General features: G+C 69.2%; 16 protein-coding genes. 1 reads left to right on the forward strand and 15 read right to left on the reverse strand.

Features of this window, described 5'->3' with window-relative positions:
- Positions 1 to 4 precede the first annotated feature (4 nt).
- The 7 genes from IPG61_12620 to IPG61_12650 form a co-directional block, all read right to left on the reverse strand.
- Positions 5 to 604 (reverse strand): YceI family protein, encoded by a 600-nt coding sequence (locus IPG61_12620; protein MBK6734899.1) that lies wholly within the window; start codon positions 602 to 604, stop codon positions 5 to 7.
- Positions 597 to 1,079 carry a MarR family transcriptional regulator gene (locus IPG61_12625; GenBank protein MBK6734900.1) on the reverse strand — a complete coding sequence of 161 codons (483 nt, stop codon included), beginning with the start codon at positions 1,077 to 1,079 and terminating at the stop codon, positions 597 to 599. The genes IPG61_12620 and IPG61_12625 overlap by 8 nt, the downstream gene beginning before the upstream one ends.
- A gap of 120 nt (positions 1,080 to 1,199) precedes the next feature.
- Positions 1,200 to 3,797 (reverse strand): aminotransferase class V-fold PLP-dependent enzyme, encoded by a 2,598-nt coding sequence (locus tag IPG61_12630; GenBank protein MBK6734901.1) that lies wholly within the window; start codon positions 3,795 to 3,797, stop codon positions 1,200 to 1,202.
- Between the two features lie 341 nt (positions 3,798 to 4,138).
- Positions 4,139 to 5,080 (reverse strand): pyruvate ferredoxin oxidoreductase, encoded by a 942-nt coding sequence (locus IPG61_12635; protein ID MBK6734902.1) that lies wholly within the window; start codon positions 5,078 to 5,080, stop codon positions 4,139 to 4,141.
- 15 nt (positions 5,081 to 5,095) lie between these two features.
- The gene (porA, locus tag IPG61_12640) at positions 5,096 to 6,271 is read right to left on the reverse strand and encodes a pyruvate ferredoxin oxidoreductase (GenBank protein ID MBK6734903.1); all 1,176 of its coding nucleotides are present in this window, start codon (positions 6,269 to 6,271) and stop codon (positions 5,096 to 5,098) included.
- Between the two features lie 25 nt (positions 6,272 to 6,296).
- The gene (locus tag IPG61_12645; protein MBK6734904.1) at positions 6,297 to 6,605 is read right to left on the reverse strand and encodes a 4Fe-4S dicluster domain-containing protein; all 309 of its coding nucleotides are present in this window, start codon (positions 6,603 to 6,605) and stop codon (positions 6,297 to 6,299) included.
- Positions 6,602 to 7,183, reverse strand: coding sequence for a 2-oxoacid:acceptor oxidoreductase family protein (locus IPG61_12650; protein ID MBK6734905.1), 582 nt, complete (start codon positions 7,181 to 7,183; stop codon positions 6,602 to 6,604). Before IPG61_12650 ends, IPG61_12645 begins: the two co-directional genes overlap by 4 nt.
- A gap of 270 nt (positions 7,184 to 7,453) precedes the next feature.
- Here IPG61_12650 and IPG61_12655 point away from each other — a divergent pair, with 270 nt between their 5' ends.
- Positions 7,454 to 8,584, forward strand: a complete 1,131-nt coding sequence (locus tag IPG61_12655; GenBank protein ID MBK6734906.1) for a 3-dehydroquinate synthase — start codon at positions 7,454 to 7,456, stop codon at positions 8,582 to 8,584.
- Between the two features lie 8 nt (positions 8,585 to 8,592).
- Here IPG61_12655 and IPG61_12660 read toward each other — a convergent pair whose 3' ends face one another.
- The 8 genes from IPG61_12660 to IPG61_12695 all read right to left on the reverse strand — a co-directional run bounded on the left by IPG61_12660 (position 8,593) and on the right by IPG61_12695 (position 20,939).
- Positions 8,593 to 9,327: a T9SS type A sorting domain-containing protein gene (locus IPG61_12660; GenBank protein MBK6734907.1), complete on the reverse strand. Its 735-nt coding sequence runs from the start codon at positions 9,325 to 9,327 to the stop codon at positions 8,593 to 8,595.
- 64 nt (positions 9,328 to 9,391) lie between these two features.
- Positions 9,392 to 11,728, reverse strand: a complete 2,337-nt coding sequence (locus tag IPG61_12665; protein MBK6734908.1) for a hypothetical protein — start codon at positions 11,726 to 11,728, stop codon at positions 9,392 to 9,394.
- A gap of 143 nt (positions 11,729 to 11,871) precedes the next feature.
- On the reverse strand, positions 11,872 to 14,016 hold the full coding sequence (priA, locus tag IPG61_12670) for a primosomal protein N' (protein ID MBK6734909.1): 2,145 nt from the start codon (positions 14,014 to 14,016) through the stop codon (positions 11,872 to 11,874).
- Between the two features lie 95 nt (positions 14,017 to 14,111).
- The gene (locus IPG61_12675; protein MBK6734910.1) at positions 14,112 to 14,486 is read right to left on the reverse strand and encodes a response regulator; all 375 of its coding nucleotides are present in this window, start codon (positions 14,484 to 14,486) and stop codon (positions 14,112 to 14,114) included.
- A 90-nt stretch (positions 14,487 to 14,576) separates the two neighbouring features.
- Entirely contained in the window at positions 14,577 to 17,207 is a 2,631-nt protein-coding gene (locus IPG61_12680; protein ID MBK6734911.1) for a GAF domain-containing protein, read from the reverse strand.
- A gap of 9 nt (positions 17,208 to 17,216) precedes the next feature.
- Positions 17,217 to 17,606 (reverse strand): response regulator transcription factor, encoded by a 390-nt coding sequence (locus tag IPG61_12685; GenBank protein MBK6734912.1) that lies wholly within the window; start codon positions 17,604 to 17,606, stop codon positions 17,217 to 17,219.
- A 28-nt stretch (positions 17,607 to 17,634) separates the two neighbouring features.
- On the reverse strand, positions 17,635 to 19,908 hold the full coding sequence (locus IPG61_12690) for an HD domain-containing protein (GenBank protein MBK6734913.1): 2,274 nt from the start codon (positions 19,906 to 19,908) through the stop codon (positions 17,635 to 17,637).
- A gap of 11 nt (positions 19,909 to 19,919) precedes the next feature.
- Positions 19,920 to 20,939: a response regulator gene (locus IPG61_12695; GenBank protein ID MBK6734914.1), complete on the reverse strand. Its 1,020-nt coding sequence runs from the start codon at positions 20,937 to 20,939 to the stop codon at positions 19,920 to 19,922.
- Positions 20,940 to 21,076 lie beyond the last annotated feature (137 nt).

Consider the following 21,076-nt stretch of genomic DNA (forward strand, 5'->3'; position numbering starts at 1 on the left):
GCGACTACTTCTTCGCCGTCGCCTCGATCTCGATGTTGAACTCGACATCGTTGCCGATCATCAACCCGCCGCCTTCCATGACCTTCCCGTACGACAGGCCGAACTCGGTGCGATCGACCTTGCCGGACGCCGAGAAGCCGGCTTTGTCGTTGCCCCAGGGATCCTTGATCGTCCCGTTGAAGGTCAGGGCCAGCGCCACTTCCTTCGTCACGCCGTGCATCGTCAGGTTGCCTTTGAGCATGCCTTCGGTCGGGCTCGACATCGTCAGGCCGGTCGACTTGAAGGTGATGGTCGGGAACTGCGCGGCATCGAAGAAGTCGGGCGCGCGCAGGTGCTCGTCGCGCTTCTCGTTGCCGGTGCTGATGGACGCCGTCTGGATGACGGCCTCGACCGCTGCCGAGGCGGGGCTTGCCGGGTCGAACGTGAAGGTGCCGCTGAAGTCGTCGAAGGTGCCCTTGACGCTGCTGATCGTCAGGTGCTTGATCTTGAAGGCGATGGCGCTGTGCGCGGTGTCGATCTCGTATTCCGCGCCGAGGGCGGGCATCGCCATGGTCAACAGGCCGAGGATCAGCATCGGGAACAGTCGCCGCATCTGCTTATTCATGGTCCTCTCCTTCGAGGAAAGGCTGCCTGGCCTTGACCAGGAGCCGGTTCAATTCTCGTATCTCGGCCCGGGTCAGGTGCCCGAGTGAGTCCCGGTGGATCTGCCGCATGGGCTCGTCGAGCGCCGTCAGCAACCTGAGCCCTGCCGCCGTGATCGAGATCATGACCACCCGGCGGTCCGTGCCCGAACGCACCCTCTCCACCAGCCCGTCCTTTTCCAGACGATCGAGCAGGCGGGTGACGTCGGGCTCCCGCGTCACCATGCGCAGTCCGATCTGGCGGCAGGGCAACCGCCGCTCGGGCTGTCCGCGCAGGATGCGAAGGATGTTGTATTGGGCCAGGCTGAGGCCGTGGGCCTTGAGGAAGCCGTACACCGGCTTGCCCAGCAGCCCCACGGTACGCTGCAGGTTCAGGTTCAGTTCCTCTTCCGGGAAACTGAACTTCCGCTTCATCCGGAGTTCCTGCCGCAGTGTCATCCCTGGCCATCTTCCTTTCGGGCACCGGCCCATTATATGTTAGCGCGATAGTTGTTGCCACAATTATTTTCCCTGCTCCACGCGGCGGCCAGGGCGCTGCCGGAAGCCCGGGCTGGGCGCTCAGAGCTCGGTGCGCAGCGCCGCGACCAGCATCTCGATGTCGCGCAGGCTGTTGTAGGCCTGGAGGGAGACGCGCAACCAGGGCTTGCCGTCGTGCATGGTCACCGGAACCTCGATCTTGTGCCGCTCACGCAGGGCCGTGCCCAGGCGCACCGGGTCGACCGGCGGCAAAGGCACCGCTGCCATCTGCGCCAGCCACGGTTCCTCGGGGCACGGAGCGGCCTGTCCGGTCACCGCCAGCAGCAGGCGACGGGCTTCGCGGGTCAGGTCGCGGCAGCCGGCCATGATGCGATCCCAGTCGTGTTCGCGACGGAACGCCAGCGCCGCGGGTACGGACAGGCAGGCGGAAGGGTCGCGCGTGCCTGTCCAGTCGTGCTCGTCGACGAATCGGCTGGGCCCGGGCTGGTCGGCGCGCCAGCCCCAGCTGACGGCCAGGGGCTCGACCAGTTCCTGGCGGTCCCGTCGCACATGCAGGAAGCCGGCCCCCTTCGGCGACAGCAGCCACTTGTGGCAGTTGCCGGTGTAGCAGTCGGCTCCGAGCGCGTCGAGGTCGAGCGGGACCTGACCCGGCGCGTGCGCACCGTCGATGAAGGTGAAGATGTCCTGTTCACGCGCACGGTGTACCAGTTCGGCCACGGGCAGGACCAGCGCAGTCGGCGATGTGATGTGACTGATCACCAGCACGCGCGTCCGGCTGCTGACCCCGCGCCAGACGGCGTCGACGGCCTCTTGCGGCCCGCCCAGGGGCAGGGGCAAGCGGCAGCGGACGAGGCTCGCGCCCGCCTTTTCGCAGGCGAAGGTCCAGGTGCGCTCCATGGCGCCGTATTCGTGATCGGTCGTGAGTACCTCGTCACCCGGAGACAGGCGCAGCGAGCGCGCCACGACGTTCCCGCCCCAGGTGGCGTTGGGGACGAAGACGAGGTCGTCGCGCTGCGCGCCGACGAACGCAGCCAGTTCGGCGCGCGCGGCGGCCAGCCGGCCCGGCAACGTGCGCGCCGTGTGCAGGAAGTCGACCGGCTCGGCCTCCAGCTCACGCTGCAAACGCTGGTACTCGTCGAACACCGGTCGCGGGCACGCCCCGAACGAGCCGTGGTTGAGGAACACGACATCCGGGCGCAGCAGGAACTCGGATCGCAGGTCTCTCATCGGTCCTCCCCCGCGGGTCACGGCGCCGGGCCACAGTCGCGGCAGCAACAGGATCAGTGCGGTCCCCAGCACGAGCGACCCGGCAACCGGGAAGCCCAGCCCGGCCGGCAGGAAGCCTACAAGGCAGGCCACGGTCGCGGCGATGAGCGCGTACGGCATCTGCGTGACGACGTGGTCGTGCGTCTCGACGCCGCAGGAGATCGCCGTCACGACAGTCGTGTCGCTGAACGGCGAGCAGTGGTCACCGAAGACGGCGCCGCTGAACACCGCAGCCACGATGACGTGAAGCAACTGCTCGTCGCCGCCGGCAGCGGCGGCGGCAGGCACCGCCAGCGGGAACAGGATGCCCATGGTGCCCCACGAGGTGCCCGTCGCGAAGGAGATGGCCGCACCGGTGACGAAGGTCAACAGTGGCATCAGGGCCAGCGTGCCGCTGGCCACCAGCAGTGCGGTGAGCGCACGAGCGGTGCCCAGCGCCTCGAGCACGCTGCCCAGCATCCAGGCCGCGAGCAGGATCCAGATCGCCCCGCCCATCGTGCGGACGCCACCGGCAAAGGCGCCCGGAATCGCCCCGCGCCCCCCTGACGCCCCGCGAGGGTACCAGGCCACGGCAGCCAGCGTGGCGACGAGGCCGGCCAGCACCAGGACGAGCGGGCCCGCGTCCGATCCGAAGGCCGCCACCACCTTCTCCCGCGACAGGGGCCAGAGCGGTCGCGGCGCACCCAGGGCCACGAAGCCGGCGAGGAAGGTCGCGAGCAGCACGCCGATCGGCAGCAGCGTGGCGCGCGCGGCCGGGCCGAAGGTGCCCCGCGACATGACCTGGCCGCCGTCATCCGTGGAGGCCGCCGGCCCGCCTGCCCGCCCCGCCAGGGCGGCACGTTCGTACGCGCCCATCGGCCCCGGGTGGAAGCGCGCCCTCACCGCGACGAAGAGCAGGACGATGGTGAACCAGCAGTGGAAATTGTAGGGCAGCGAATGCAGGAAGACGGTATAGGGATTGGCCGGCCTTCCCGCCATGGCGAAGGACTCGGCGATCATCGACAACTGGAACGCGATCCAGGTCGAGACCAGGGCCACGCAGGCCACTGCCGAGGACGTCGAGTCGACGATGTAGGCCAGCTTCACGCGCGGGACGCCGCTGCGATCGCCGAGTTCACGGCAGACGCGGCCGACGACCATGCTGTTGGCCAGGCCGTCGAAGAAACAGACCATCCCCAGCCCGGTTGCGGCCGTCTCGAGCCTGCGGGCGGCGCCGGGCCCGGGCCGCACCCATCGTTGCACGAGCGCCGCGAAGCCGCCCCCGCGCTCGAGCACGGCGGCAAAGCCGCCCAGGACCAGCGTGAAGGCCACCGCGCCCACTTTCCAGCTGCTGCGCAGGCTGGGCGCCAGATGGTCGGCGAACAGGCCAAGGTAGGGCCTGCCAGGGGTCGCCGCCGGCCAGCATGAGGGCACCGGCGAACGCGCCCGCCAGCAGGCCGGCCAGGGCGTGGCGCGTCGTGGCGATCACCAGCAGGGCGGCCAACGGCGGCCAGATGGTGCGCACCGGCGCCTCGGTGAACGAGAGCAGTACGGCGCCCCCGAAGGCGATGGCCAAAGCCACCAGAATGCGACGGTTCATGCGGTCCTCTCCCCCGGCGCCCGGTTCCGTTCAGGAACTGCCCACGATAACGTCACGTCCGCCCCGCTGACAATGCCCGACCACGGCAACGGCGCCGCCGCACATGGAAAAGAGCCCGGGCGTTGCCGCCCGGGCTCCCCTGCGTGCATGTGCTGACGGACCGTCGGGGCCCCGTTCAGTCCTGCGTCGATGCCTCCAGCTTGAGCAGCTTCTTCCACTCCCTGTCCACGGTCGCCTGGCTGGCCTCGAGGAGGTGCTCGTTGCCCGGCTTGAAGAGGTGCTTGAAGCGGCCCTGCTTCTTCATCCACTCGACCACCGGCGCCGGGTCCTTCGGCTTGTGGTTGATGGTGTAGACACCGTTCTCGACCTCGAACAGCGGCCAGAAGTTGTTCTCGACCGCTTCCTTGGCCAGCTCCATGCCGATGGCGGGGTCGAAGTGCCAGCCCACCGTGCACGGCATGAGGATGTTGATGAACGCGGGGCCGTCACAGGCCAGGGCCTTCTCCACCTTGGTGGCCAGGTCCTTCCAGTGGTACGGCGTGGTCTGCGCCACGTAGGGGATGTTGTGCGCCACGAGGATCTTCGTCAGGTCCTTGCGGTTCTGTTCCTTCCCCTGCTTGACCGAGCCGGCGGGCGCCGTCGAGGTATGCGCGCCCAGCGGCGTCGCGCTCGAGCGCTGGATGCCGGTGTTCATGTACGCCTCGTTGTCGTAGCAGACGTACAGCATGTTGTGGCCGCGCTCCATGGCGCCCGACAGCGACTGCAGGCCGATGTCGTAGGTGCCGCCGTCGCCGCCGAAAGCGATGAAGTTCATCTTGTCGCGCTGCACCGGCAGCTCGCCGTGCTTCTTGAGCGAGCGGTACGCGGTCTCGACGCCGCTGATGGTCGCCGCGCAGTTCTCGAACGCGCTGTGGATGAACGATGTCTTCCAGGCGGTGTACGGGAAGATGGTCGTGATGACCTCCATGCAACCCGTGGCGCCGCCCACGACGGTGTCCTGGCCCGCCGTCAGCATGATCTGGCGCAGGATATTCGCGCCCGTGCAGCCCGCGCAGGCGCGGTGGCCCCCGGCCAGGAGGTCCTCGTTCTGGGTCAACTGCTTGAGATTGACAGCCATGTCGTGCCTCCCTTCCTAGAGCCTGACGCCCAGCAGGTTGATGTCCTTGAGTTCGCCGCCGGCGGCGACCTTCTGCAGGTTCTCGATGACCGTCGCCGCCTGCTTCAGGTCGAAGTCGCGGCCGCCCAGCCCGTAGATGTAACCGTGCACGGGCACCTGCAGGCCGTACATGGCCGAGCGGGTCTCCATGAACAGCGGGCCGCCCTGGCCGCCGAAACTGGCCGAGCGGTCGAGCACGCAGACTGCCTTGCGGCCGCTCAGCACCTTCGCCAGGTACGCGGCCGGGAAGGGACGGAACGTGCGCAGCTTGAGCAGGCCCACCTTCACGCCCTTCTCGCGGTACTGGTCGATGACGTCCTTGCAGGTGCCGGCGCTCGAGCCCAGCAGCACCATCACCATGTCCGCGTCGTCGAGCCGGTACTCCTCGGCGAAGCCGTAGCGGCGTCCGGTGAGGTCGGCGAACTCGTCGCTGACCTGCTGGATGATCGCCGGGGCCTTGTCGTAGGCGGCCAGCTGGCTGGTCTTGTGCTCGAAGTAGTAGTCGGTCAGGTCCAAGGGCCCGACCGTGATCGGCTTCTCCGGGTTCAGCAGCGTGTACGCCGGCTTGTACTTGCCGATGAACTTCCAGGCCACGTCGTCCGGCAGCATGTAGAGGGCGTCGGCGGTGTGGCTGATGATGAAGCCGTCGTAGTTCACCATCACCGGCAGGCGAACGTCCATGTGCTCGGCGATGCGCCAGGACATCACGGCGTTGTCGTAGGACTCCTGCGCGTTCTCGCTGAACAGGTGGATCCAGCCGGCATCCCGGCCGCCCATGCTGTCGCTGTGGTCGCAGTGGATGTTGATGTTGCCGCTGAGGGCCCGATTGACCAGTGCCATGCAGATCGGCAGGCGCAACGAGGCGGCGATATACACCACTTCCCACATCAACGCGAACCCGGCGCTGCTCGTCGCCGTGAACGTGCGGGCGCCGGCGGCAGCGGACCCGATGGCCGCGCTCATCGCCGAATGCTCGCTCTCGACCAGGATCATCTCCGTGGACGACTCGCCGTTGGCGACGAAGTCCGCGTACTTGTGCATCATCTCCGTCTGCGGAGTGATCGGGAATGCCGCGGCAACATGCGGACGGGCCTGCTTGAACGCATAGGCCACCGCTTCATTGCCGGACAGTGCGACGAGTTTCTGCTCCATGCCTCGGTTCCTTTCCGGCGGGTGCCTATTTTTCTTCACGGACCATGACGAGCGCAGCCTTGCCCTTCTTCGCGGGCGGGCACTCGTGGGCGCAGATGCCGCAGCCCTTGCAGTGGTCCAGGATGATGCCCTTCATGACGGGCTTGGGACCGGACGCATCGATCTCGATGGCGGTGTCCGGGCAGTAGATCCAGCAGAACATGCAGTGGATGCAGTTCTCCGCGACGAACTGCGGCACGAACGTGCGCCAATCGCCGGTCTTGTACGTGGCGGAATTGCCCGCTTCGCGGATGATGCCGCCCTCGTGCAGGTCTTTCGTGCTGATCATGCTCATGCCGACACCAGCTCCTTGTTGGCGCGATCGATCGCGGCCAGGTTGCCGTCGATGACCACCTGCGAGAACTTGCTGCTCAGCTGCTCGACGAGGGCGCCCTTGAGCTCATCCAGGCTCAACATGTCGTTGACCGCGAGAAGCGCGCCGACCATCGGCATGTTGGGGATGGGCCGCCCGATCGTCTCGAGCGCGATACCGGTCGCATCGACCGTATGAACCTTCGCGCCCTTGACGCCCAGCTTCTTGCTGACGACGGCAGGCGCGTCGGTGGTATTGACCAGGAAAACCGTGCCCGCCGCGGTCCCGGCAGTCACGCCGGCGGCGGGGCTGTCCAGGAGGCTGGAATCGAGCACGATGACGATACCCGGGTTCTCGATCATGCAGTGGCGCCGGATCGGGATGTCGGAGATCCGCGTGAAGCCGCGCATCGGCGCGCCGCGTCGCTCGGGACCGTACTCGGGGAATCCCTGCCCGTACTTGCCCTTCGTCAGGACCGCTTCGGCCAGGAACATGGCAGCGGTCTTGGCGCCCTGGCCGCCGCGGGCGTGCCAGCGGATCTCGACCATCTTACCTGACATGCGCCTCACTCCTTGTTCTTGCATTCCTGTCGCGTGCCGGCAGTGTCCTGCCGACTGATGGCGCGCGCGGCCACCGTGGCAATCGGGCCGCCGCCGTTGTAGATTCTGCCATCGGACGCGGCAAAGGTAGTGTCGGGCCAGCAGCGAAACAAACCAAAACGCGGCTGGTTGTTAACGCGCCGACAATGAAAATTACAATCAAATCAAGGACTTACCCGGTTGGCCGTCGCTGGCGCTGCGCGCGACCCGGGCCTGCGGACAGGGAAGCCAGTGAGCCACGAATCCCGCATCATCGACATGGTTCTCGACGGCCAGCCGAGCCGTATCGTCCTGGGCCCGCTGGCCGCACTCGAGTTGTCGCGGTTCATCCCCCAGCCGCCGCCGGTCTACATCGTCGATGAAGCCGTGGCCCGCCTGCAGCCGGCGTGGCTCGAGCAACTGCAGCACGGCTGCGACCCGGACCGCTCCGGCACGCTGGTGCTGGCAGGCGGGGAACCGGTCAAGCAGCTGCAGACGCTGGCGGGGATCTACGCCTGGCTGGCCGAACGCGCCGTGCCGCGCGACGGGACCATCGTCGGCATCGGCGGCGGGGCGTTGCTCGATGCGGCGGGATTCGCAGCTGCCACCTGGCAGCGCGGTATCGGCTGGGTGAGCGTGCCGACGACGCTCCTGGCCATGATCGATGCCGCCATCGGCGGCAAGACGGCGATCAACGCCGCCGGGCTGAAGAACCAGGTCGGCGCTTTCCATCCCGCGGCCGGCATCATGGTCGATTGCGGATTCCTGGTCTCGTTGCCGCGCGCCGGGTGGCGTGACGGACTGGCCGAGATGATCAAGACCGCCGTGATCGGCGACCCGGGGCTGTTCGTCGAGCTCGAGTTGTCGGGGGATGAACTGCGCAGGATGTTCGGCCCGGAATCCGGTCCGGATGCCGAGGCCGTCAGCGGTGTGCTCGGAGCATTGCCCTGGCGGGCCTGGGTGGGCCGTGCCGCGGCGGTCAAGGCGGATATCGTCGGCAGGGATTTCCACGAGCATGGACCGCGTCGCGCCCTGAATCTCGGCCACACGCTCGGGCATGCGCTGGAATCGTACAGCGCCGGCTCCGCATCACCCCTGACGCACGGCCAGGCGGTGGCGATCGGCATGGCGGTCGTTTTCCGCATCGCCGCCGACCGCGGCCTGTGTCCACTGACTCTCGCCGTCCGCGTGAACGAACTGCTCGACGCCTGTGGTTTGCCCACGCGCTGCGCGGCGCCCCCGGCTGCGGAACTGGAGCGGCTGGTGCAGGCCGACAAGAAGCGCAAGGGCGGCCGCGTGCGCTGGGTCCTGCCCCGTGGCCTGCGTCAACTCGACCTCGAGGGCAGCGTCGAGACGGCTGACCTCATCCGCTGGCTCGATTGAGCCCGACCCTATTTCGCGAGTACCAGCTTGGACGAGACCGCCTCGTCGCCCTGCCTCAGGCGCAGCAGGTAGACGCCGGCTGCAGCCGGCCGTCCGCCTTCGTCCGTGCCGTCCCATCGCACCTCGTGCCGGCCGGCTTCCAGATTGCCGTCGAGCAGGCGCCGCACCACGCGGCCGCGCAGGTCGTGGATCGCCAACCGGACGGTGCCGGTGCGCGGCACGTCGAACGAAACCACGGTGCGCGGATTGAAGGGGTTGGGCCTGACCGAGGCGACCGCGAGCGCCGCGGGCAACCCGGCGTCCGGTACCGGCGTCGCCGCAGACCAGGCGGCGACCTGCGCGCTGAAGCCGCCGGCGTGGCCGGTCGCATCGACGGCCGAGACCACGTAGTACCACGGCCCGGCCGGCGGCGCCTCCTCCAGCTGCACTGCGGGGTGCGCCACGATCGACACGGCCTTCGCCGGGGACGGCACGAAGGCGGACGCCGAGTCGCGATAGACCACGTAGTGGTGGATGTCCGTGGCTGGTGACGCCGTCCAGCTCAGGCGGATGTGCCCGCCGCCAAGCGCCGTGACGGCCGCCCCGGTCACCGCGGGCGGGGCCACCATGACGGCCCCGGGGCCGCCATGCACGCCGATATCGGCCCGGGAACCGTCGGGGTCGGCACAGGCCGGTTCGGGATCGCCCCGGTCCAGGCAGGGCGAATGCTCGCCGAGGGCGCAATCGCCTGGCGCGGCCGCCAACAGCGGGTCGCGCCCCAGATCGTTGGCGCCGGGCTGTGATCCGGCGGGATAGTCGCCACCGGGATTACCCCCAGACGTTGTTCCAATCGGCAGCGGCGCCTGCCCCCACCACAGTCAGGCCACCGCCGGCGTTACGCACGACGATGTTGTTGCGGACGGCCAACGCACCGGAGGCCGTCGCCAGCAAGCCGCCCACCGAACCGCCGCTGTTGCCGTCGACCAGGCAGTTCTCGATCGAACCGCCGAGCCCCAGTCCCACGATGCCGCCGCCGAGACCGGGTGCGCGGTTGCCGCGGAAGATCGTGTTGCGCGCGGCGATCAGGCCGCCCTCGAACTCGGCGCCGCCGCCGTTGCCCAGGGCGACGGTGTTGCCCTCGACGAGCCCGCGCGCGAGTTCCAGCGAACCACCGGCAACCGCGAAGCCGCCGCCGCCGAAGCGTGCGCGATTGCCCTTCACCGAGACGTCCGTGAGCGTTGCCGCGCCGCCGGCAATGTACATGGCGCCGCCGCGATAACAGGAGCCGTTGCCGTCAATGCTCCCGCCGACCACGTCCAGTTGCGATGACTGGCCGTGCAGTGCGGCCCCGAAGCAGCCGTCGGCGCTGTCGGCACAGGCATTGGCGGTGAACGTGCAGTTGGTGATGGCAACCTCAGCGCCGATGGCGCTGATGGCACCGCCGCGCGTGGCGCGATTGCCGGTGAACACGCAGGAATCCACGCTTGGCTGCCCGCCGAGCACGCAGATGGCACCACCGTACCCGACGTTCGATCCGAGTGCCGCGCGGTTGTTCCGGAACTCGCAGTTGCGGATGGTCGGCGCCGCATCCTGGACGAAGATCGCGCCGCCATGCTGCCCCGGCACCGGGGCCGAGCCGTTGCCGCCGTAGCAGTTCTCGAACACGAAGTTGTCCACCAGCGAGAAGTCGCCGGCGGCCGCGTTGAACCGCAGTGCCGAGCCACCGCACTCGACGCGCGTCGGGTGGGCCAGCCGATCCTGCGCCGTGAATGCGGCATTCCAGGAGCCGAGGAGCCGGACGGTGGAACTGACGGTGATGCGCGACGTGTAGTCGCCGCCGGCCACCAGGACGGTATCATGGCCGGCGCACGCGGCCACGGCGTCGGCGATGGAATGCGCCGCTGTCGCCGGCGTTTCGTAGGGCGCGGTGTTGTTGCCGGCCGCACTGACGTAGCGCGTGCGGTGCCCGACGATCTGCAACGGCCGGTCCGCGAACTCGTAGCCGTAGCGCGTGCCGGCCGAGGCGCTGATCAACAGTCGCGCCGCGGTTGCCGAGGTGTTGGGAACGACCCAGTCGTAGTGTCCCGTATTGGGCACGCCCGCGGCGATCACGACATCGCTGCACAGGCCGTCCCAGCCGAGCCTGAGGTCGACCGTGCCCACGCCCGCGCCGGACGTCGACCAGGTCACCGGCACGGTGGCGCCGGCCATCAACGGCTCGGTGCCCAGCAGGGAATCGATCGCGAAGGCCGTCGTCGGCGGCGCGCAGGTCAACTGCGTGACATCATTCCCTGTGCGGGCCGCGCCGTATTGCACCCAGATGTAGCCCGACTGCCCGAAGCCCGGACCCCAGCTGTTCTTGATCAGCCAGGCACCGTTGCCGCCGCACGCGCGGTCGTCCCAGCCCACGATGAGCACGAGATGGTTGACGTAGCTGCCCGGCGAATCGAAGCAGCCGCTCTCGTAGGCCTCGAATGCCGCGTCGGCATCGATGCCTGTACATACGGGACCATCGAGCAGCGCCGTCTTGATCTGGGTGACGTTGTTGCTGATATAGCGGTAGCCCGTGACCCAGGCGAACTTCAGGAACTGGTCCTGGAGGCACGGCGCCTGCGGCGGATCGGCGGTGAGGTACGGGTGGCAGTTCTCGAGCACGCCGCCTTTCTGCTGGAAAACGGCATAGGCCGCATCCGCCCAGCCCCCGTCACAGCCGGCGCCGTAGTTGTTGCACGAGACCACCTGCTGCTCCGACAGGTCCAGCGTCACGCCGTACCGGATCTTCATGTGGGCCTCGAGCTCGGCGGTCGCCGCAAACGCCCAGCAGCTGCCGCACGAGCTCTGGTCCTTGACCGGGGTGACGCCGCCCTGGTCGACCCAGCTGAAATTGGACGGCAGCGTCTTGTCCTGCGGCAGGATCACGAGGTGGCTCGCCAGTTCCTTGTCGTACCCCGGTGGCGGCGCGTAGCCGCGCAGTCCGGCCCTGCGGGCCTCGGTGAGGGTCGACGTGAAATGGTCGTTGACGGTGAACGACCAGCCGTTGGCCTCGATCTCGCGGCGCAGGGAATCCAGGTCGGCAGCCCCGGCCACGGCCGGCAGCAGCCCCGCCAGCGTGACGAACAGGAAAAGCGGAATGACGACGGCCAGCGGGCGGGCTAAGCGGAGCATCCGGAAGTCCTTTCAGAAAGGCAGCTTGGGCGACGGCACACCCACCCGGGGCACCCTCCGGGCGCCACCGGTTCCAGCTTGATCTTTGATGATAACAGAACCGATGGTGCGCCGTCGACCGCGAATCCGGTCCGGCCCGGGCCTCAATAGGAGGAGACCGGGTCGATGTCGAGCATGACCTCCACCCCGGGGAAGCTGACCGTCAAAGTGCGCAGGCAGCCGGCCAGCCAGGCCTTGTGACGCAGCGGGAGATCGCCCTTCAGCAGCACCTGGAAGCGGTAGCGATCCATGAGGCGCTCGAAGACGGCCGGCGCCGGTCCCAGTACGACAATGGCATCGCCGGCGAACTGCTCGCGCAGGGCGCCTCCGAGCGCGGCGGCGGCTGCGGCCGCCTCGGCCTGTGCGCGGGCGGCGATGCCGACCCGGGCCAGCCGCCGGTAGGGCGGGTAGCCGAGCGTCCGGCGCACATCCAGTTCCGCCGCCGCGAAAGCCCGGAAGTCGTGGCTCGCGACCGCGACGATGACCGGGTGCTCCGGTTGCCACGTCTGCAGGATGACCTGCCCCTGCGCCGCGCGGCCGGCGCGCCCGGCGACCTGCGACAGCAGCTGGAACGAGCGCTCGGCCGCGCGGAAGTCCGGCATGGCCAGCCCGTCGTCGGCGGCCAGCACGCCCACCAGTGACACGCCCGGGAAGTGGTGCCCCTTGGCCACCATCTGCGTCCCCAGCAGGATGTCGGCTTCGCCTCGCGCAAACGCCCCGAGGATCCGGTGATGGCTGTCACGCCCCGAGGTGGTGTCGCGGTCCAGTCGCAGCAGACGCGCCTGCGGAAAGCGCCCCTGCAGGTGCAGTTCGAGCCGTTCCGTACCCGCGCCCGAGGGCAGGAACGCGGCGTGTCCGCACTCCTCGCACGATGGGGGCACCGGTCGCGTGTGGCCACAGTAGTGGCAGAGCAGGCGCCGCGGGCGCAGGTGATAGGTGACGGCGATGTCGCAGTCGGGGCACGCAGCGGCCGTGCCGCAGCCGGCGCACTGGAGTGAACGGGCGAACCCGCGTCGATTGTAGAACAGGATGACCTGCTCACGGCGTTCGAGCGCCGCCGAAACGGCCGCATCGAGCTCCGGCGAAACTCCGTCAGGCGAGGCGGCGCCGCGCACGTCGACGATCGCCACCTCCGGCAGCGGGACACCCATGCGCTCGGGCAGTTCCCACAATCCGTAGCGGCCGTCACGCGCGTTGGCGAGGGATTCGAGGTCGGGAGTGGCCGACCCGAGCACCACCAGAGCGCCGCACTCGCGCCCGCGCACCAGCGCGGCGTGGCGGGCATGGTAGCGGGGCTTCTCGTCCTGCTTGTAGGAACTCTCGTGTTCCTCGTCGACGACGATCAGGCCGAGATCGCGCACGGGGGCGAACAGGGCCGACCGCGGCCCGACCACGACCCTCGTCTCCCCGCGTGCCGCCTGTTCATGGACGCGGCTGCGCTGCCCGGCCGACAACCCGCTGTGCACCGCGGCGACATCGTTGCCGAATCGCGCGGCGATGCGCGACAGTGTCTGCGGCGTCAACGCGATCTCGGGCAGCAGGAACAGGGCGCCACGCCCCATCTCCAGCGCCGTGGCGATCAGCGTCAGGTAGACCTCGGTCTTGCCGCTGCCCGTGACGCCGTGCAGCAGCACGGCCGAAAACGTGCGGCCGCCCAGGCGCTGCCGACCGTCGTCAACGGCCACTTGCTGTGCGGTCGTCAGGTGCGTCACGGCGCCGTCGACAGTCGGGTAGCCCGCCGGCGCCGCGCGGCGTCCCTGGCGCACGGTCGTGCCCGGCGAGGGCGGGTGGAACAGCGGTACGACCTCGCCCAGCGGCAAGGCGTAATAGGTGGCCAGCCAGTCGGCGAGGCGCCGCCGCTCGCCCACGAGGCGGTACTCGACCGGCAGCACGCGGGTGATGTCGCGCAGCCGGATCGCCGGCGCCGAACCTTCCGCCGGCTCGGCCGGCGCCTGCGGCGGTGCGGGCGCGTCGGCCTGTACCACCAGGCCCACCACGTGCTTTCGACGCCCGAAGACGACCTCGACCAGGTCGCCGGCTTCCACAACGCGCGACGACGGCTCCACGCCCGGCAGGTGCAGGTAGGTGAACGTCTGCGGCAGCGGCACGGGAAGCGCCACTTCGAGGCGCTGCACGGACCGCGGACCCTGCCCTGCCACCTTCTGTCCACCCGCCGTCATCGTTTCCCTCTCGATGGTCATTCGCGTCCCGGGGTCGGCATGGTAGCGCGGCACGGCGGGTGCGTCCATCGGCACGCCGTGCCGCACCTGCGGCACAGCAAGGGACCGGCGGCTGCCGGTCCCCGAATCCACGCCCTGTTCGAGATCGCTGCTGCCGCCGGAGGCTACTCCTGGGCCACACCGAGGATGGACTGCACCAGGTCGATGACCTTCTGGGGGCTGAAAGGCTTGGTGACGTACTCCGCGGCGCCGGCCGCTTCGCCCGCCTCGCGGTCCTCGCGACTCGAGCGCGCCGTCAGCAGGATGACCGGTATATTCCGTGTGCGCGTGTCGGCCTTCAGGCGCCGGCAGGCCTCGACACCGCCACAACCGGGCATCATGACATCCATGATGATCAGGTCGGGCGCTTCGCTGGCAGCCAGCTCCAGGGCTTCCTCCCCGTCCTGCGCGGAGATCACGTCGAAGCCCTCGACATTCAGGCTGAAGTCCAGGATATGACGGATGTTGTGTTCGTCGTCGGCGATCAGGATCCTGCGCACGTCTCGGTCCTCCTCGGCAGCGGTTCGGTTATCGGCATCTATCGGCAGGCGACCGACGGACCTGAGCCCGGGTCGCACGCGGTCCGGTTCCTAGTCCCGGACCGAGACCATCCCTTCACGATCGAGAACGGGGCGACGCAGTTCGCCGGCCATGCCCGCGTCAACCTGCAGCGCAAGGATGCGTTCGCGCCGCGAGTCCACTTCCACCAGGAATTCGGGCGTCAGCCGCGGACAGTAGCGGCTGCCGGAATGGTCACGCAGCTCGGCTGTGGCCGCTTCCAGGGTCCAGGCGCCGCGCCACGGCCGCCGGCTGAGCAGGGCCGCCAGGGTGTCGGTCAACCGCAGCAGGCGCGCCCCGACCGGGATGGCCTCGCCGGCCAGGCCGGCCGGGTAGCCGGTGCCATCGACATTCTCGTGGTGGTGACGGATCAGGCGCCGGACGCGCGGATCCACGGCAAGCGGCGCCAGGATCTCCAGGCCGGCCGCGACGTGACCCTGGACCAGCCTTTCCTCCGCTTCATCGAGTCGTCCCGCCCGGGCCAGCAGCTGCGGCGGCACCCGGCTGAGCCCCACGTCGTAGTAAGGGAGCGCGAACGCCAGCGCCGCCAGGTCCTCCTGGTCGAAGCCGAGCCGGCGCGCCGTCGCCAGGCAGATCTCGCGGCAGATACCGTGCAGGCTCTCGCGACAGGGCTGGCCGACGGCTGTCGTCGCCCTCAGGGCGTAGCGGACCTGTTGCAGCGAGAGCCCTTCGCGGTTCCAGGAGGCGAAACGCTCCAGCAGCCCGGCCACGCGCGGCGCCAGGCCCTCCATCAACAGGCGATCGTCGTCGTCGAGTGCCGTGCCGTCGATCTTGTTGTTGACCGTCAGGACGCCCACGCAGCGATCACCCTCGTGCAGGGGGACGCAAAGCAGCGACGGTGTCGTGTAGCGCGGCTCGTTCGATTCACGCGGTCCGTCCGGCCCGGCGTTGAGGTCGGTGATCAGCAACGTACGACCGGTCGCCCAGACACGACCCGCGTAGCCGGCGCCGCGACGCAGGCGGGCGCCCTGCACCACCGCACCCGGCAAGCCGATGGCGGCACGGACCACCAGCGCCTGCCCGTCCTCGTCCGGGACCATCAAGGCAGCCGTCTGCACGCCGAGACTGCCGCCGACCCAGTGCATGAGGCGCTGCAGGAACTCGCCCGGCTCGAGGCCGCCTGCACCGACGTTCTCCTGCTCGCGATTGAGCACGACCGGCGCCCGGCGCGGCAACAGCACGGTGAACCGCGCGCCCTTCGGTTCGACATTCTCCGCCCAGATGCGGCCATCGTGATGCTGCACGATGTCGTGGCAGATCGCCAGGCCGACGCCCTGCCCGTTGTGGGCGCGCGTGGCGGAACCATCGACCTGGAAGAACGACTGGAAGATCTCGCCGAGCTTGTCGTCGGGTATGCCGATGCCCGTGTCCTCGACGGTCATGCGTGCCGCCGTGCCGGCTTCGCTCACCGTGATCGTCACGCGGCCGCCGTCCGAGGTGAACTTGATGGCGTTGTCGACCAGATGGTCCAGCATCTGGCGCAACAGGACCTGGTCGGCAGGCAGCCAGATCGGCGCCTCGCCGGACTCGACAACCAGTTCCAAACCACGCTCATGTGCCCGGCGCGACCAGCTTTCCGACTGGCGCCGCAGCAGCTGCGCCAGGTCGACCTCGGCCGTGTGGAGAGCCGGACGCCCCTTCTCCATGCTGCTGATCTCGAGGATGTCGTTGATCACGCCGCCGAGCCGCTGGCTCTCGGTGTGGATCACGCGCAGGAACTCGGCCAGCGATTCACCCGACAGGCTGTCCAGGTTCGACTGCAGCAGTTCGCTGTAGGCGGAGATCGAGGTGAGCGGCGTGCGCAGTTCGTGACTCACGTTCGCCACGAAATTGCGCTTCATCTTGGCCAGGCTGTCGAGCTTGCGCGACGCCGCGGAGAGTTCGGCGTTGCGGGCCGCGAGCCGGTCATAGATCTCCGCGGATTCCAGCGCCGTGGACGATTGCTGCAGCAGGAACTCGAGCAGGCGCAGGCGGTCGGGATCGGGAACGCGACCGTCGACGGGGTCGGCAAGGCACAGGAAGCCGAATCGTTCACCGGAAGCGGCGACCAGAGGCGCCACCAGGCGCAGGCCGTTGCCCCAGGGCCCGGCCGCCGGAGCCGTCTGGTCCGTGCCGGGGCCGCCCGGCACCAGGAAACAGTTCGAGTAGCGGTGCTGCGGGGACGTCAACTCCGCGAAGACGCCCAGCGGGACGGGAGCGGCCGCCAGCGCCGCCACCTCTTCCGCATCGAGACCGGCGAAGGAGCGGGCGACGAAGGCATGCACCGTGTCGTCCCAGAGGCTCAGGTATGCGCGCCTGAAGCCGCCCAGTTCGACCACGGTCGCGACCACCCGGTCGGCCAGTTCACCGCGCGCGTACGTCGAGTTCAGGCGGTTCGAGGCGGCCAGGATACGCTCGAGTGCGCGGACCCTCGCACGCCACGGGGCAGCGGGGTCGGCTTCACCGACACCAGGCGTCACTGTGTCCGCGGCCGCCGCGACAGGGGACATCGGCCAGCGCAGGAGCCCGGCCAGCCCGGCCAGCAGGATGCCGGCGACCGCGGTCATCGCCCCGTCGCCGCGTACGGCAGCCAGCAGCGCCGCGCCCGCCACCATGGCGGCAAGCAGCGAAGCGAAGCGGGCTGTGACGCGTGCCGAGGGCATTGACGGTGCCTACACCTTTCCCGACCGAGCGGCCAGCATGCGACCGACGCGATCCACCAGCTTGGCGATCACGAAGGGCTTGCGCATGAACAGGTCGGCGCCGGCTTCCTTCATGCGGGCCCTCGTCTCCTCGTCCGCGCGGGCCGACAGGGCCACGATCAGCGTGCCGCCCTGCATGCGGTTGCGTCGGATCAGGCGCGTGGCATCGACGCCATCCAGCTTCGGCATCATGATGTCCATGATCACCACGTCCGGCTGGAACGAGGCCATCTTGTTCATGCAGTCGATCCCGTCGTGGGCATTCGCCACCTCGAATCCTTCATTGGCGAAGGTCTGCGCCAGCAGGGTGGCGATGGGCTTCTCGTCATCCACGATCAGGATTCTCGGGCGCGGGGCCATGCTCGCTCCTCGGGCTGCTGGTCGAATTTCAGGTCGTCCCGGACTCCGGCGTCGCCATGAGTTCCTCGAAGGCATCGACGACGTGCGGATCGAACTGCGTGCCGACATTGGCACGGATCTCGGCCATTGCCGCCGCGGGATCCAGTCCGGTGCGGAAGGGCCTGTCCTTGGTCAACGAGAACCAGGCATCGACGACGGCCAGGATGCGCGCCCCCAGCGGGATGCTCTCGCCGGACAGGCCGTCCGGATGGCCACTGCCGTCCATGCGTTCGTGATGGTGGCGAATGAGGCTGCGCACGGCGGGATCCGGCAGCAGCGGCGCGACCAGGTCGCAGCCCTGTTCGACATGTCGGTCCACTTCGTCCCGTTCATCCCAGCTCAGCGGCGCGGCGCCCAGCACGATCTCGTCCTCGACGCGCGCCATCCCGGCGTCGTGCAGGGTCGCGGCATACAGGAGCCGGCGCGCATCCGGCACACCCAGGCCGAGTGAACGGGCCAGGCGCGCCACCAGGTGCAGCGCTTCGGGGGTCGAGGTCGGAATGCCGGTGCGGCGCGTCTGCAGGAGAACCTGCAACGCCTCCAGCACGCGCTGCTCGTTGCCCTCGAAGTGGCGCAGCGCCGTCGTGATGATGCGCGCCAGCACCTCAAGCTGCTGGCGCTCGGGCGCGCCATAGCCGGCCTCGCCGGTTCGGCGCCCGGCGATGATCACGCCCACAGGCTCCTCGCCGTCAACGAGCGGACAGTAGAGGCGTTCCTCCATGTCCCCGGAAGCGCCCAGGTTGAGGTCACCGACGATGGAGCCGGGATCCCTCTGCGCACGCCCGTCGAGCAGGAACCGACGCCAGGCCTCGGTCAGGATGACCGGCCGCAACCGGCGCGTCTCGTGGCGCAGGCCAAGCGAGCCGACCGGCACCAGCGCGCCGCGCCCATCGCCCAGCATCAACACGACCGCGAGCGAACCGGACAGCTCGGCGACCGTCCGCAGCACCACCGAGATCAGCTGCGACGCCTTCTCGGGCGACACCTGCAGTCCGGTCACCTGCGGCATGGCAGCCAGCTCGCCCATTTCCTTCGGCACCAGGAAGCGGAACTCGCTGCCGCCCTGCGGCAGGCGACGCGCCTCGATGTGCCCGCCGTGCAACTGCACGATATGCCGCGCGATGCTCAGGCCGAGCCCCGAGCCTTCCGCCTGCTGCGCGGCGCCTTCGGCGCGGTAGAACTCGCGGAAGATGCGGCGGATGTCCTCGCTCGGGATGCCGGGCCCGTCGTCTTGCACGCTGACCGCGACGGAGGCCTCTTCCTCGGACAGCACGATGCGCACGTGTCCGCCGGCGGGCGTGTACTTCACGGCGTTGCCGAGCAGATTGACGATCACCTGACGGATCAGGTCGGCGTCCACTTCGGCGCGCGGCAGGAACGCCGGCGCTTCGACGGCCACCTGCAGGCCGCGGGCGTTGCTCGAGGGAGCCAGGGCGCGCACGGCCTCGTGAACCAGCGTCGACAGTTCGACCGGTTCGAGCGTCATGAGTTGCGGGCCGAACTCGACGCGCGTGAAATCGAGGATGCGGTCGACCATGCGCAGCAGGCGGCCGGACTCGGAGCGGATCACACCGAGGAACTCGACCGCGTGCGGGAAGCCTTCGTTGCCGACCTGCCCCAGGAGCACCTCGGTGTAGGCCGTGATCGCCGTGAGCGGCGCATTGAAATCGTGGCTGGCCATGGCGACGAACCGGCCCTGGAGCCGGTTCAGGCGGCCCAGGGCGTGATTCTCGCCGGCCAGGCGGACCACTTCCGCCTGCAGCGCCGCCAGTGCCGCCAGCGAACTGAGTGCCGCCATCGCCGAGGCTGCGACCGGTGCCAGCACCTGCCGTCGGGCCGCGTCGGCTGCGGGCCCCGCTTCGCCCGCCATCGCCAGAACCATGACGGGCGGTTCACCGGCCGCCACCACGGTCACCGCGCCGGCCAGCGGCGCCTGCGACCAGTTGCTGCGGCCGGCTGCGGCCGAGCGCACGGCGGGCCATCCGCCCGCCGGCGCGCTCCAGCCGGAACTGCCGTCCGGGGCGGTGGCCAGGCACCAGGGCCGGCCCGTGTCCCAGGTGGCGTCGAGGGCCGCGGCCTGCAGCGGGTCGATCGCCACTGCCACGCCTGCCGAGCCGGGCACGAGGCGCAACGACTCCAGCGCCGCCTCCATGGTGTCGACCACGAGCGGCGACTCGCCGGCGAGCGACAGGCGCGACCAGAACTCCGCGACGGCATTGACGTCGCGCGCCCTTTCACTCGGTGTGGAGGTGATGGTCTGCATGACGCCTCGCCTCAGGACTTCGGTGTCGGGTCGTCGGAGCCCGGGCCAGGGATGCCCGCGCTCGTGCCTGAGGTCATGATCAGTTCGGGATCCCCCAGCCGCGTCCGGCGCTCGCGCACGACGACGCTGCGGGGGTTCGCCTTGCCGTACTTCTTGAGTTCGGCCAGGGTGTCGCTCAGTTCGGCCGGATGCGTGAAGCGGCCCCTGACGTCGGTGATGAGGGCGACGGTCAGCGCGATGAGCGGGAATCGTTCGCGGACACCGGCCCGATTCTCGACCTCGAGATACCCCCGCTCCGCGTCCGGCGCGTCGTGCAGGGCCACCACGCCGGCATCGAACTCCTCGATGATCCGGCGACCCAGTTCGCCGGCGCCTTCCGACGCGGTCGCAACCACGAAATCGTCGCCGCCCACATGCCCGACAAACACCCCTCCGGGGCCGTACTTCTGGGCGCAGCCGACCAGGACGCCGGCGGTGTACGAAATGGCGCGATCGCCGCGCGCGTAGCCGTAGTGGTCGTTGAAGCTCTTGAAGCGGTCGATGTCGACGTACATCAGCGCGAAGTCGTCGCCCCGGCCCAGCCGTGTCTGGATCTCGCGCTCGATCGCCCGGTTGCCCGGCAGCCCGGTCAGCGGGTTGGCTTCCCGCTCCCGGCGCGTGGCTTCAAGTAGATTGCTCACCCGCAGCAGCAACTCGTCGTGGCTGAAGGGTTTGACGATGTAGTCGTTGGCTCCGCCGCGCAGGCCGAGGACCTTGTCGGCGGCGTCGCTCTTGGCCGTCAGCAGGATCACCGGCAGCCGTGCCGTCTCGAACCCGGCACGAATGATCTCGAGGACGGAAAATCCGTCCCGGCGGGGCATCATGACATCCAGCAGGACGAGGTCCGGTCGGAAGCTGGCCACGGCCTGCCAGGCTTCTTCACCGTCCTCGGCCAGACGTACCTCGAAACCCTCCTGTTCGAGCAGGAACTGGAGGATTCTCCGGATGTGCGGCTCGTCATCGGCGACGAGAATCCGGGCTTTGGCGGCCATCGACATCCCCGGTCTGAGAGGCGAAGCACCACCGGGTCCCGACGGGACACCGGTATCATCGCACCGGAACGCAAAGCGCATGCCAGCACGGCAATTCGGACCACGGCCGTCCGTTGCCGACGGCGATCCCGGTGGTC

The sequence above is a fragment of the bacterium genome, assembly GCA_016703265.1.
In the GTDB taxonomy this organism is placed as follows: domain Bacteria; phylum Krumholzibacteriota; class Krumholzibacteriia; order LZORAL124-64-63; family LZORAL124-64-63; genus CAINDZ01.